This window comes from Nitrospirota bacterium, assembly GCA_040756155.1.
Lineage (GTDB): Bacteria > Nitrospirota > Thermodesulfovibrionia > JACRGW01 > JBFLZU01 > JBFLZU01.
Map to the genome: position 1 here is coordinate 7109 of JBFLZU010000001.1, position 13800 is coordinate 20908.

A 13800-nucleotide genomic window follows, 5' to 3' on the forward strand; every position below is an offset into this window, starting at 1 on the left:
AAGGGCAAAGAGTCGAAGAAGCCTGATCTCAGAGTAGAAATTGCAGGGATTCACCTCAAAAACCCCGTGATGACGGCTTCAGGAACATTTGGTTATGGTGAGGAGTACGCTGATTTTGTTGATCTCAGCAGGCTCGGTGCAGTCGTGGTGAAAGGTATATCGCTAAAACCTATAATGGGCAATCCTCCACCGAGAATATGTGAAACCCCTTCAGGTATGATTAATGCTATTGGACTGCAAAATGTTGGGGTTGATGTCTTCTTAAAAGAAAAACTCCCATATCTCAGGCAGTTTGACACCAGGGTGATTGTAAATATATTTGGATATACAGTAAAAGAATATGTAGCGGTTGCTGAAAGACTGGATGGTGTTGATGGTATATCAGCATTAGAACTTAATGTCTCCTGCCCAAACGTAAAGAAAGGTGGTATGATATTTGGAACCGATGTAAAGGTTCTGAAAAGGTTGATTCGGTCTGTGAAGACCTCGACACAGATTCCTGTGATAACGAAACTCTCACCAAATGTTATAAGTATAACAGATTTTGCGAAGGCATCTGAGGATTCAGGTTCAGACGCAATATCGCTGATAAATACATTTCTCGGGATGTCTATAGATATAAAAAGCAGGAGACCAAGGCTCGCAAATATAACAGGTGGACTTTCAGGACCTGCAATAAGACCTATCGCAGTAAGGATGGTATGGGAGGTATCAAAGGCAGTGAGCATCCCTGTGATCGGTATGGGAGGTATTATGTCTGCAGAGGATGCGCTGGAATTTATTATGGTGGGTGCTACAGCAGTAGCGGTAGGAACTGCTAACTTCATCAACCCAAGGGCGACCATCGATATTATTGAAGGCATAGAAAAATTCATGTTAGATAATAAAATCAGTCGTGTAACTGATTTGATCGGGACAGTAAAATGCGATTGATAACCCTGACAACAGACTTCGGTTTGAAGGACCCTTTTGTTGCCTCAATGAAGGGTGTAATACTGAGTATAAACCCAAATGTTGATATTGTAGATATATCACATGAAATATCACCACAGGATATACTCGAAGCGGCTTTTGTTCTGGCATCCTCATGGAGGTATTTCCCATCAGAGACCATACATGTTGCTGTAGTTGACCCGGGCGTAGGAAGCAGTAGAAGACCAATACTTTTCTATGCTGGTAAACATTACTTTGTAGGTCCTGACAATGGCATTTTTACTTTTATCTATAATGATCAAAAGGTTGAAAGTGTTATACACGCCACCTCATGCTACTATTTCAGAGAGACGGTGGATACGACATTTCATGGAAGGGACATCTTTGCCCCGATAGCTGCATGGCTATCAAAAGGGATAGCACCTGATAAACTTGGCGAGCCTATAGAGAATCCGGTAAGATTACCAATCCCTTCCCCAAAGATAATGGGGGATAATCTTCTTGAGGGTGAGGTAATTTATATCGACAGGTTTGGTAATATAATGACAAATATAACGAAAAGGAATTTAGAACAGTTCAGTGAAGACATTAAAATAGTCATAAAAAATAAGGAGATAAGTGGTATTGTAGATTTTTATGCAGAAGGAGAGGGGAGGGGAGCTTCAGCCCTGATTAACAGTTCAGGTTACCTTGAGATATTTATTTACAGAGGTAATGCAAAGGATTCTTTAGGAATAAATATAGGAGAAAAAGTTTATTTACGGATATGAAGCTTCGCAGTGCCTGTTTATCAGGAATAAAATGTGGGAAGTAGCAAATCTTTAAAAGTTAAAACTTTAAAAGAAAGTTTTTTATTCCAGAAAATTAAAAAATGTTATAATTTTGTTAGAGGTTCAGATGGGTATATTAGGAAAAGAAGATACGGCAAAGACTCAGGATCTTGAGAGACAGCTCCAGTACAATGAAAAACTCAAGTATGTAACGAACAAGATACACTCCGCAAACAACTTAAACGAGATACTCATAAAGATCAAGGATGAAATATTGAGCCTCTTCGATGCCGACAGGATTACGATTTACTCGTTAGATACCGTTAAAAATGAACTTTACTCAAGGTATATGGTCGGCAACGAGGTAAAGGAGATACGGGTTCCTGTATCCTCGACAAGTATTGCCGGTTTTACCGCAAAGTTCTTAAGGTTAGTTAACATCTCTGATGTTTACAATTCCACCGATCTTTCCGCAATAGATACCGACCTTCATTTTGACAGCTCCTGGGATCAAAAAACAGGCTATAAGACAAAGCAGATACTGGCAGCACCGATTCTTTTTGAGAACAGGCTTCTCGGAGTTATTCAGTTTATAAATAAGAAAAATGCCCCGGCGTTTACCAATCTGGATGAGAAAAATGTCTCAGAGATAGCAAGGATACTCGGCATAGCCTTCCGCAATCAAAGCCGTATGCTTCACACGAAATTTGATTACCTGATCAGCCAGAACATTATAAACGAAAACGACCTGAAAGAGGCAATGGCGAAGGCAAGGGAAAAGTCCAGGGATATTGAAGCGATTCTGATGGAAGATTACAAGGTTAAGAAATCAGATATTGGCACTTCTTTAAGTCAGTTTTATGGATGCAGATTCGTAGAGTTCAGCAATACCATGATTATCCCGCGAGAGTTGATAAAAGGTTTAAGTCCCGCATATCTTAAAAAGTCTTTCTGGGTGCCTATTGCTACCACGGAAGATACAGTGACGGTTCTTATTGACAATCCCAGAGACCCCAAAACGATGGAGATTAAGAGCCTTTTCGGTTCTAAGAAGAAGGTCGAGTTCGATGTGGGGTTAAAGGCTGATATAATCAAATTTTTAGAGTATGATACGCAAGAAGGGGTGGCTGGTAACATATCCGATATCCTTGCTGAGATGGAGGTGAAGGAGGAAAAACCTGATCCTGAGGTCACAGAGGCAGGAATCGATGAAAACGCAAGCACCATCGTGCGACTTGTAAACCAGATAATAATAGACGGTTATGAAAAAGGGGCGTCGGATATCCACGTAGAGCCGTCCAAGGCAAAGAAGATTACAAACGTCCGCTTCAGGGTTGACGGAGCATGTATAAGGCACCTTGAAATACCTTTATCCTACAGCAGGGCTATTACATCAAGAATCAAGATCATGTCTAACCTCGATATAGCAGAAAGAAGACTTCCTCAGGACGGCAAGATAAAGTTTTCATATAAAGATAAAAACATTGAGCTTCGCGTTGCTACGCTGCCGACAGTCGGGGGCGAAGATGTGGTGATGAGAATCCTTGCATCGAGCGAGGCTATCCCGTTTAATCAGCTCAACCTTTCCGAGAGGAATTACAGAGAATTTAAGAAGATAGTTTCTCAGCCTTACGGGATTATTCTTGTAGTTGGTCCCACAGGTTCGGGTAAAACCACTACACTACACTCCGCCGTGGCACTTATAAATACACCTGAAAGGAAGATATGGACAGCAGAAGACCCTGTAGAGATAACTCAGGAAGGTCTCAGGCAGGTTGAGGTCAAGCCAAAGATAGACTTTAATTTCGCAAGGGCCATGCGCGCATTTCTGAGGGCTGACCCTGATGTTATCATGGTGGGAGAGATGAGAGACTATGAAACAGCCTCAATAGGCATAGAGGCATCTCTTACAGGACACCTTGTCTTCAGTACCCTTCACACAAACAGTGCCCCTGAAACTATTACCAGATTGATAGATATGGGCATAGACCCGTTCAATTTTGCCGATGCCCTCCTTGGTGTGCTTGCTCAGAGGCTTATCCGCACCTTATGCAAAAAATGCAAGGAGTCATATCATCCAGCCGAAGAGGAATTTCTCACAATGGTTAATGATTATGGAAAAGAGTTCTTCGCCGAACTCGGCATAGAATATAACGATAATCTTGTTCTATACAGGCCGAAGGGATGCAACGAATGCAACCAGACAGGCTATAAGGGCAGAACCGGCATACACGAACTATTAGTAGGTACAAAGACAATAAAACCCATCATAGCGAAGAAGGCACCTGTTGATGAAATCAGGGAACATGCGATTAAAGAGGGAATGAGAACCCTTTATCAGGACGGGATTACAAAGGTATTTAAGGGATTCACGGATTTAAAACAGGTAAGAAGCGTCTGCCTTACGTAACGTTTACCCCGCACCACAAAATGCCCCACTCGGAAGAGTGGGGATGAAGTGGTGCAAAAGATACCATTAGAATGCCCCTTGCGGAAGCAAGGGGTGCGGGGTTTACTTCGAGGGGAATAGATTTAGGAGAAAAGGTGTTACTTTCTTCAAGGTGACCATAAGGTTATATTATTCACTACATTAAAATCACTATCGCTTGATGCCATATGTGTTATACCTTTTCTTTCCATCACTGCAATATGGGCAGCATCTGCTGTAATGAGTCCGTATGTCTTCGCTTCCTGGATAGCAACTGCCATGTCCTTGTCTGTCAGATCAAGAATCGTCAGCCCAAAGTCCTTAAGATTATTAATATACCCCCTATATTTTTCTACAGGTCTAAAAACCTTTTCTTTGTTTTCGGTATCCTTTAAAAGGACTTTAACATTTTGCAGTGTTATCTTGTCCAGAAAGTTAGACGCTGACTGTAATATAAGTTTAAAAATAACCTCTTCTATCACTAAAGCAGATGTGTAAGCTTTAAGATCAAAAGACTCTACCTTTTTCAAAAAGTCTACTGAGATGGGGTTAACATCAAAGGCATGATGCAGAAAAATGTTGGCGTCTATAAAAATAGCCTCTTTCCCTTTAAAGTCTTTGAGATTTCTCTGCATGAAGTCTTTCCAATTCCTCTAATGATAGTTTTCCCTTAACAAGACCCTTAAAACTTTCTGTATAGCTCTTCTTGAAAGGTAAAATAACAATACCTTCCTCTGTTACCTTAACTTCTACCTTATCCCCTGGGGTAAGGTTGGCCTTTTTTCTCGCCTCCTTTGGGATAACAATCTGCCCTTTTCCTAATACCTTAGCTATAAGCATTAACATTATCCTCCTTTCATTCTAACTTAATTTATTGTTTAACTCTTAAAATAGTTACCCTTTATTTTAAGTAATACCACAAATGAAATTGTTTGTCAAGTCAAGAATATCCAGAACTGTCGGATAGTGACAAGGGACGGAATGCCATAAGAAAAGTGCTGAAGATGCTAAATGCATGAAACCAGCCTGACCCCACTTGAGACCCTTCGGGTCTTCCACAACGCTCTTTGTGTGCCTGCTCCCCTTTAATATAGTGGAAAAAATAGATGATTTATGGGAAAATACAAGAGGTTTAGGGCTTAATATTGTAAAATTTAAATTATGGATAACTCTTACAAAATATTCGAGAAAGACCTACACCTTCTAAAAGGCAATCTTCAGGTTATAGCATGTGCTGGTTCAGGGAAAACTGAATTTGTTTCAAAACGTATAGTTTATCTTATCAGCAAAGGGATTACCAGGCCAGAAAATATTATTGCTTTTACATTCACAGATCGAGCCGCTGAGGAATTAAAATTCCGCATTAGGCAGAAAATACGAGAATTGGTTGGTCATCAACCTGATGTCGGCGATATGTATGTCGGGACAATTCACAGTTTTTGTTTTAAGCTTCTTCAGGAATTTGTTTCTAAATACAGAGTATACGATGTTCTTGATGCCCCGCTTGAAAAAATTATAGAGGTAAAAGGGATAGGAAAAAGCACAGCTTTTCTTCTTAAAACAATGCGAGGGGTTTTAACCGAGTATTACAGACAAACAGCTTTAGAGAGAAAATCTTTTCTAAAGCTTGAAGAACTTATAAGTTATCTCAAGGCAACAATCGGCGTAAGTAAAAATGAGATAGTTCATGTGCTATATCTTAATAGCAAAAACGAATTACTACACTCAGAAGACCTCGAAGAGGGAACAGTATCAGAAGCGATTGCCTTTCCGAGAAAGATCTTGCACATAGTCATCCGGGTGGCTTGCCAGAACCGTCTGATAATGATAATATGCTTACAGATGCTGTAAAGAAGGCTCTTAATACCGTAGATATTAGCCTTCAAGAGCATATCATAATCTCTGATGATGACTATTTTAGTTATAGAAAAAGCGGTTCTATTTAATATAGAATGTAGTATTAAAAAGGAGGTTCAATATGCTTGAGCGTATATCGGTTGACCCAAAGATTTGTCATGGGCAGGCATGCATAAAGGGAACTCGCATCCCCGTTCACCAGATACTTCACATGCTGGCAAATGGAGATACAATTGATGCCCTTCTTGAGGACTATCCTTCTTTAAAGAGAGATGATATTCTTGCCTGCATTGAATATGCTGCTTCACTAACTGAAGAACAGGTTATCCCTGACGAAGTCGTTGCATGAAGATTTTCGTAGATGAGAACATCCCTGCTGATCTTAAGTCCGACCCTCATCTTTATGAGAGGACAGTCCAAGGGTCATTCGAAAGTCCGGATGTAGATTTTTGGGCATATTTTTGTAAGTTTTTGATTCTTTTGACATTGCAGTTTCTTTTCCGTTTCCGAAAACAAAAAATTAAAGGGGCAAAAAGAAAAAAAGAAATTCTTTTGGGGGCAAAGCACCGCCAATAGCAGGGACGATTTTGATGTTTTTGTCCCGCCTGTGGCGGGACTGTCATAACTCCTCAGTTATGACTAAAAAGCAGATAGGGAAAATCCCCCGCCCACCCGCAGTTGCTTTGCAACTGCCCCCTTAAAGGGAAAAAGGATTTATTGATTTATGGATAAGTACAAAAATGCAATAAACTATGTGATAAATCTTATTAAGTCTCTTATTTCAACAGCCGAAGTCGAAGTTACTCAGCCTCGTCCATACCAGTATTGTTTTTGCGTGGACACTAAAGGCCAACGATTTAATTTTATTTTTAATCGTAGCACAATGGATGATTTTGAAAATTCTATTGTTACAGAAAAAGGAAGTGATAGATATTATGCCACAGAAGGTTTTATCAAATTTCAAGTCTATACAACATTAGGACAAGCTGGACTTATATCCCATTTTGATATTTCAGATGAGATTCTAAATGAAAAGAGAGACTGGCTACAAAGATATAGCGCTAAATTTGAAAAACCTGCATGGTTATATGAAGTATTTTATCAAGGTTTGAAAAAACTTTCTGACTTCTTAGCAGGTCTTATTAGGCAGTATAAAACTGTACCCGAGGAGATAAAGAAGGAGCAGGAAGAGATTGCTCATCTAATAAAATGGTACGATGAGCATCATAATTTTACTGATACAGGCATTTCGGAAACCAGTCTTGGGTATTTTAAAGCTGCGGCGGTTTGCGTGATTCTAGATAGAGAAAAAGAGAGAAAATTAATTAAAATTCCGCGAATTTTAAAAGCTAAAGACCAAGAAATATATTCAATTGTTTCTCAAATAAGAGAAAATCCATTTCCACAAATCAAAATGCCAGATTGTATTTTTGATTATGCTGAACATATGAAGGCAAGTACTTCAGGAGTTACAAAATCATCAACCAAAGAATTAGTTTTTATTGCTTGTGGTCAGTCGACAGCACGAGAAAAAGCTTTAGGTATAAAGGTTGAGGGCTTTTTAAAAAAGCAGAATGTAAATTGTTTTTTAGCTGAAAAGGTGAACGATCTAGAATCTTTGAATTCCCACATATTTAAAAACCTTACAGAATGCACAGGTTTTATAGGTATTTTACATAAACGAGAAGAAAGTAAATATGATACTTCGGTTTGGATAAATCAAGAGGTTGCTATTGCCGCTTATCTGAGATCAATAGGGCGAACAATACCGGCTTTAGTGCTATATGAAGAAGGCACAGCAATAGAAGGGCTTATTAAATATACTATAGCAAACCCATTGACGTTTAAATCAGAAGAGGAAGCCTTATCAAAAATCGAAGATTGGGTTAGGCGTCAAAGTTTTAAATATGAAGAAAGGTTGCCAGAACTCGATATTATTTTACCTGAAGAACGCAAACATTTTGGAGCAAGTTCAGGAGGTGGGAGAAAGGGGTATCATGATATCGGATATGCCCTTTCTTTTAGAGTTAGAAATAAGAGTGATATCAATATGTGTTTAGAAGATGCCGTGTTAGAAAATGAGCTGTTGGGTAAAGGCAAATTAGATAAAACCAATCCTCGTCTTTCAAAACTCCCTTTTAATATAGGCCCTCGTAAGACAGAAGAGCTCAATCTTCTTGTTAAATTTCCAAATGAAATAGATGAGGATATGAAAGGCAAAGATATCAAATTAGAAGGTAGATTTGAATTTGCTGATAGGGTTATTACTAAGGAATTAATAGGCTATATTTCATAGGGTATCGTATGAAGGTATCATTATATCTTAGAGTTTCTACCGAAGATCAAGCAAAAGAAGGATATTCCCTTGAAGTCCAGAGAGAACATCTTGAATCTTTTGCTAAGCGAGAAGGCCTTGAGATATTCAAGGTCTATCAGGATGATGGCATAAGCGGCTATACTACCGAGCGCCCTGCCTTGAAGCAACTTCTAAAAGATGCCAAGCAGAAAAAATTTGATTTAGTCTTGGTCTATAAAATAGACAGATTTAGCCGTAACCTTAAAGATCTCCTCAATCTTGTGGATGAACTTTTTTCTTCAGGTGTGGGATTTAAGTCTGTAACCGAGCCATTTGACACGACAACGTCAGCAGGCAAGCTTATGTTTCAGCAGTTGGGGAGTTTTGCAGAGTTTGAAAGAAATAGAATTGCTGAGAGGGTATTCCCCGGTATGGTAAAAGGCGTTCAGCAAGGAAACTGGCAGGGCGCTCGGTATGCGCCTTATGGATATAGATACAATAAAGAAAAGAAACTGCTAGAAATAGATGAGAACGAGGCAAAAGTTGTCAAGCTCATCTATACGATGTTTCTTTGTGATAAGAGCATCTTTGCTATCACTGAATACCTTACGAAAAAAGGCTATCGCAACAGAAAAGGCAATATCTTTAGCACAAAGCTAATCGGCGATATTCTAAAAAATAGGATGTATACTGGAAAGCTTGTTTGGAATAGCCACCATTACGATAAAACCCAAAAGACGAAGAAGGGCTATCGTTATCTAAAGAACCCGCCGGATAAAATTATCATTTCACAAGGCAAGCATCAGCCTATAATCCCCGATGAAGATTTTGAGGCAGTGCAAGAGAAGCTGAAAGCGCGAAGGATTGAACGACGAAAGAAGGCGAACGATTATCCACTTTCCGGGATTCTCTATTGTGCGAAATGCAATCATAAATACTTAGGCATTTCTTCTATCTCTAACCACCGAACTGGCGTTAAAAAGAGATGGTATCGCTGCGCCGGGCCTTATAGAAGTTTTATCAGATGCAAAAATAAGAGCATCAAAGCCATTGAGATAGAGTCAGAAGTTGCCGAGATATTAGAAACCTTACTCAAGAATGACAAGCTAAAAACGAGCCGATGGATGAACGTGACTTTTAAAAATGACGCAAATTTTCCCATTTTTGCAGAAAGCGCAAAAATTGACCTTGAGAAGGTCAAGAATAGGCTCGAAAACAACCTTAAAAAGCAGTCAAAATTGACCGATGCCTATTTGGAAAATTTGCTGAGTGAAGAACTATACAAGCAGAAAAATGAAGGGCTAAGAAAAGAAGAAGAGGAATTGAAGAAACTTATTGCTCTGCAAGAGGTTAGAGAGATTGAGAGGGAGCGTTCAAAAGAGTATTTGGAGAGAGTTGAAGAGTTTTTGGAAAGCTATGATCCGAACAAGAAAACGATGGATTTAGAGACTAAAAAACTTATATTGAATCTGCTTTTTAAAAACATCAAAATCGCCCAAAAGAAAATTTTTTCTTTTTCTTTTTTCGCCCCCTTTAATTTTTTCTTTTTTGAAAAGGAACAAAAATCATTATGCCAGAAAAATCAAAGAGTTATGAAAAATCTGCACCGAGAGTCTATATCAGGACTTTCGGATGTCAGATGAACTTTCATGATTCTGAAAGGATTGCAGGTATCCTACGAAATGAAGGCTACACCCTTACAGAGTATCCGAATAGTGCAGACCTCATAATCATAAATACCTGTAGTGTAAGAGAAAAGGCAGAGCAGAAGTTCTATAGCGAACTTGGAAGATTTAGAAGACTCAGGAAAAAGAATCCCTCGCTGAAGATAGCTGTTGCAGGATGTATTGCTCAGCAGGAGGGTGTGAGTATCTTAAAGCGGTTCGATCATGTTGACTACCTCATAGGTACAAGGAATATCGGCAAGATACAGTTGATGTTAGAAGGTAAAGTAACGCCGCTTAATATAGATGATGACCCTGAATATCATCTCAGGACCCTCCCGGCGGTCAGGTCAAACAGGGTCAGCGCATGGGTGTCAATAATGTATGGCTGCGATAATTTCTGTTCTTTCTGTATTGTTCCATACACAAGAGGTAGGGAAAGAAGCAGAGACTATAGGGATATATGCGATGAAATAAAGAGGCTTGCAGATGAGGGCTATAAGGAGGTCACTCTGCTTGGACAGAATGTGAACTCTTATGGTAAAGGGCTGGAGGATGATATTGATTTTCCAGGACTTTTATGCCTGATAAACGATATAGATGGGATAGAGCGGATAAGGTTCGTGACATCTCATCCCAGAGACCTCTCTGAGAGGCTTATAGATGCTATGGAAGAACTTCCCAAGGTATGTGAGCATATACACCTGCCGATCCAATCAGGTTCAGACAAGATCCTAAAATTAATGAACAGGGGCTACAACTACAGTGAATACATCGCCAGGATAGAACTCTTGAGAAAAAAGATACCAGATATAGCAATAACTACTGACATAATCGTGGGTTTTCCTGGAGAGACGGATAATGATTTCATGCAGACCCTGAAAGCCCTCAAAGAGATCGAATTTGATGGTATATTTGCATTTAAATATTCAAAAAGACCTAATACATCAGCGCTGAAATTACCGGGCCACCTACAGGATGAGGTAAAAAGCGAAAGGCTTGAAGAGGTGCTTGTCCTACAGGATGATATAACATCTAAGATAAACAGACAGATGGAGGGCAGGGTGGTAGAAGTATTGGTAGAAGGACCAAGTAAGACAGACAGGGATAAGCTTACAGGCAGGACAAGGACAAACAAAATTGTTATTTTCAATAATGATAAATTACTTGAAGGAATACTTGTTAACACATTGATAATAAAAGGCAATAGACATTCACTATATGGAATATTGAGCTAAGATCTAAATGAAGATCGCTTTTGCAACCCTGGGTTGTAAGATAAATCAGTATGACACCGCCTATATGAAACAGGCTGTATCTGATGCATACCATAATGTAGTACCATTTGATTCAGATGCAGATGTCTATGTGATAAATACATGCACAGTTACCGGGAAGAGCGATTATCAATCTCGCCAGCTCATAAGAAAGGCGCTGAGAAAAAAGGGCTCAAAGGTTATAGTTACCGGTTGTTATGCTGAGACAAAACCTGAGGAGCTTGCTTCAATTAACGGTGTAAATGCGATAATTGGCAATTCAGAAAAATTTAATATAATTAATTACTTAGAAGTCTCTAAAGCATCTAATAAGCCTCTGATCCTCACCGGGGACAATACACATGATCGACTCTCGACCCTCGACTATCGAACATCAATCCCCGTAGAGTCATTTAACAGGACAAGGGCATTCTTAAAGATACAGGATGGCTGTGAGTCATTTTGTTCTTATTGTATTGTGCCTTATGCAAGGGGTAAAAACAGGAGCATGCCACTTGAAGATGTAATCAAGCACACAATAACCCTCGTGGATAAAGGTTTTAAAGAGATAGTCATCTCAGGAATTCATCTTGGAATGTATGGAAAAGATTTGAAAAATCCAATAGATATCACTTATTTATTAAACAAACTTCTAAGTATTGTTGGGACAACTCGCTTAAGACTAAGTTCAATCGAACCAGCAGAGATAACACAGGAATTAATTGATATTATCAGGTCTTCACCGAATATATGCAAACACCTCCATATACCACTTCAAAGTGGGGATGACAAAATTCTCAGCGAGATGAAGAGAAACTATACATCTTCATATTACAGGGAATTGATTTTTTCTCTTAAAGACCAGATACCTGATCTTTCAATTGGTACAGATGTAATTGTTGGTTTCCCTGGAGAAACTGAGGAGAACTTCATGAATACCTTTAATCTTCTGAGTTCTTTACCATTAAGCTACTTTCATGTATTTCCGTATTCGCCCCGCAGGGGAACCTTAGCAGCTGAAAGAACTGACCAGATAAATGAGGCTCTTAAAAAACTAAGAGCAAAAAGAATCCGTGAACTTGGAGATAAAAAGAACATTGAATTTAGAACCGAATATATAAACAAGACCATTGATGTGCTTGTAGAGTCAAAGATTGATAAAAGGTCATTGCTATACAGTGGCTTGAGTCATAATTATATAAGGATTCACCTCCAAACAGAGGCTAAAAATATTGGAGAAATCATTCCGATTGTTGTTAAGCAAGTAAAGAGGGGGATGACCTTAGGAATGCCAAGGAATGTTGATTCTTACTGAAATCGTAAGTGATTGAATTTTAAAAATAATTTTACTGCACAATCATTAAGCAAATTATATTTCACCTATAAAAGACATAATCTTTCTGAATATTATCCACATACTTAATCACAGGTTATAAACAATTAATGTGAAGAAAATACAACGTCTGATAAGATATATTATGTTAAGTTTTTATTAGAAATGGGTCTTAAGGTAATCTATCGCCTCTTCTCTGGTATTTACCTCCCCGATAAGATATGAGTCGTTTATCTTCTTTAAAATGCTCCCGATGCGCGGACCTTCTGGTATACCTAATGTCTGAATTATTTCATGACCTGATATTATGGGTAGCCCTTTCGCCCTCTCAAGGTATGCGTCATATTTCTGCAACAATGGATATAACCTTTCTTTTTTATATTCTAATGACCTATTATGATATAGTTTTGCCACAGTGATTATTATAACTGCATTATTTGTCTCACCTATCTTATTGAAGTATAAGAATAAATCTATTGTTTCACTCTCTCCTCTTAAATATTTCTCAAGTTCCCCAATAGAGGTGACGGCTTTATGTATAAGTTTTCGCCATCTGTTACTTAATCTTAGCCTGCGTGTAATGGTGTTTACTTCGCTGGATAATTCCTCTAAGAGGATTGACAGTTTTATGATTGAATAGTATGGAATACCTGACGAAAATGTCATTGCGAGGGACTTTAGTCCCGAAGCAATCCCACTGCCCAGAGATTGTTTCGCTATCGCTCGCAATGACATTATGAACATCTCAACATCCCTTAACATCGAAATAGCATAATCTGTATCCTTGATCTCAGGGATTATCCTGTTAAACACCCCTGTCTCTGTCGCCATCTTAAGATAAAGATGTGATAGTGGTATATTGAGTAATCTGAATAATTCCTCGGTTATCCTTTCCCATGCAGAATAAGTAATCATATGGCTGAATCTTTTTATCATCTTCTCTGTCTCAGGCTCTATAACACCGCCAATCTCTGCGGCTATCCTGTATGCCCTGAGCATGCGTAATGGGTCAGATAAAAGGTTTTCCTCAGATATAGCCCTTATAACCTTATTTTTTAAATCATTTACCCCTCCTGATACATCTATAATACCCCTATCTTTATGCCATGCGAAGGCGTCTATCGTAAAATCCCTCATGACGAGATCATCCTCTATCCCCTCCCCTTCACAACGAGAGACATCCACAATAACCTTATTCTTGAGAATAATCCTGACAATATCCCTATCCTCATCAAGTATAACGAAATTTCCACCGATAGATTC

Annotated in this window: 11 protein-coding genes and 1 pseudogene; 9 read left to right on the forward strand and 3 right to left on the reverse strand. The window is 38.9% G+C overall.

Features of this window, described 5'->3' with window-relative positions; all coding sequences use genetic code 11:
* The 3 genes from AB1488_00040 to AB1488_00050 all read left to right on the forward strand — a co-directional run.
* On the forward strand, positions 1-933 hold a 933-nt coding region (locus AB1488_00040), incomplete at its 5' end, for a dihydroorotate dehydrogenase (GenBank protein MEW6408497.1).
* Positions 924-1703: an SAM-dependent chlorinase/fluorinase gene (locus AB1488_00045; protein MEW6408498.1), complete on the forward strand. Its 780-nt coding sequence runs from the start codon at positions 924-926 to the stop codon at positions 1701-1703. The genes AB1488_00040 and AB1488_00045, both read left to right, overlap by 10 nt.
* Before the next feature lie 127 nt (positions 1704-1830).
* Positions 1831-4113 carry a GspE/PulE family protein gene (locus tag AB1488_00050; protein MEW6408499.1) on the forward strand — a complete coding sequence of 761 codons (2283 nt, stop codon included), beginning with the start codon at positions 1831-1833 and terminating at the stop codon, positions 4111-4113.
* Between the two features lie 146 nt (positions 4114-4259).
* On the opposite strand, the gene AB1488_00055 is transcribed toward AB1488_00050, so the two are convergent.
* Positions 4260-4766, reverse strand: coding sequence for a type II toxin-antitoxin system VapC family toxin (locus AB1488_00055; protein ID MEW6408500.1), 507 nt, complete (start codon positions 4764-4766; stop codon positions 4260-4262).
* Positions 4741-4971, reverse strand: a complete 231-nt coding sequence (locus AB1488_00060) for an AbrB/MazE/SpoVT family DNA-binding domain-containing protein (GenBank protein ID MEW6408501.1) — start codon at positions 4969-4971, stop codon at positions 4741-4743. Before AB1488_00060 ends, AB1488_00055 begins: the two co-directional genes overlap by 26 nt.
* Before the next feature lie 321 nt (positions 4972-5292).
* Here AB1488_00060 and AB1488_00065 point away from each other — a divergent pair.
* The 6 genes and pseudogenes from AB1488_00065 (at position 5293) to mtaB (ending at position 12519) form a co-directional block, all read left to right on the forward strand.
* Positions 5293-6077: pseudogene (locus AB1488_00065) on the forward strand (UvrD-helicase domain-containing protein).
* A 32-nt stretch (positions 6078-6109) separates the two neighbouring features.
* Positions 6110-6337, forward strand: a complete 228-nt coding sequence (locus AB1488_00070; GenBank protein MEW6408502.1) for a DUF433 domain-containing protein — start codon at positions 6110-6112, stop codon at positions 6335-6337.
* 375 nt (positions 6338-6712) lie between these two features.
* The gene (locus AB1488_00075) at positions 6713-8284 is read left to right on the forward strand and encodes a hypothetical protein (GenBank protein MEW6408503.1); all 1572 of its coding nucleotides are present in this window, start codon (positions 6713-6715) and stop codon (positions 8282-8284) included.
* Between the two features lie 8 nt (positions 8285-8292).
* Positions 8293-9927, forward strand: coding sequence for a recombinase family protein (locus AB1488_00080; GenBank protein MEW6408504.1), 1635 nt, complete (start codon positions 8293-8295; stop codon positions 9925-9927).
* A complete protein-coding gene (miaB, locus tag AB1488_00085) occupies positions 9855-11186 on the forward strand; it encodes a tRNA (N6-isopentenyl adenosine(37)-C2)-methylthiotransferase MiaB (protein MEW6408505.1) in 1332 nt (443 codons plus the stop codon). The genes AB1488_00080 and miaB overlap by 73 nt, the downstream gene beginning before the upstream one ends.
* A gap of 7 nt (positions 11187-11193) precedes the next feature.
* Complete coding sequence (mtaB, locus tag AB1488_00090) at positions 11194-12519, forward strand: tRNA (N(6)-L-threonylcarbamoyladenosine(37)-C(2))-methylthiotransferase MtaB (protein ID MEW6408506.1); 1326 nt, start codon at positions 11194-11196, stop codon at positions 12517-12519.
* A gap of 177 nt (positions 12520-12696) precedes the next feature.
* Here the strand turns inward: mtaB and AB1488_00095 are convergent.
* A partial coding sequence (locus AB1488_00095; protein ID MEW6408507.1) for a hypothetical protein occupies positions 12697-13800 on the reverse strand: 1104 nt, incomplete at its 5' end.

Excerpts from the sequence above, each read along its gene's own strand:
- AB1488_00045 (MEW6408498.1), top strand. The coding sequence starts at position 924 with ATGCGATTGATAACCCTGACAACAGACTTCGGTTTGAAGGACCCTTTT.
- AB1488_00080 (MEW6408504.1), top strand. The coding sequence starts at position 8,293 with ATGAAGGTATCATTATATCTTAGAGTTTCTACCGAAGATCAAGCAAAA.
- mtaB (MEW6408506.1), top strand. The coding sequence starts at position 11,194 with ATGAAGATCGCTTTTGCAACCCTGGGTTGTAAGATAAATCAGTATGAC.
- AB1488_00070 (MEW6408502.1), top strand. The coding sequence starts at position 6,110 with ATGCTTGAGCGTATATCGGTTGACCCAAAGATTTGTCATGGGCAGGCA.
- miaB (MEW6408505.1), top strand. The coding sequence starts at position 9,855 with ATGCCAGAAAAATCAAAGAGTTATGAAAAATCTGCACCGAGAGTCTAT.
- AB1488_00055 (MEW6408500.1), bottom strand. The coding sequence starts at position 4,766 with ATGCAGAGAAATCTCAAAGACTTTAAAGGGAAAGAGGCTATTTTTATA.
- AB1488_00060 (MEW6408501.1), bottom strand. The coding sequence starts at position 4,971 with ATGCTTATAGCTAAGGTATTAGGAAAAGGGCAGATTGTTATCCCAAAG.
- AB1488_00075 (MEW6408503.1), top strand. The coding sequence starts at position 6,713 with ATGGATAAGTACAAAAATGCAATAAACTATGTGATAAATCTTATTAAG.
- AB1488_00050 (MEW6408499.1), top strand. The coding sequence starts at position 1,831 with ATGGGTATATTAGGAAAAGAAGATACGGCAAAGACTCAGGATCTTGAG.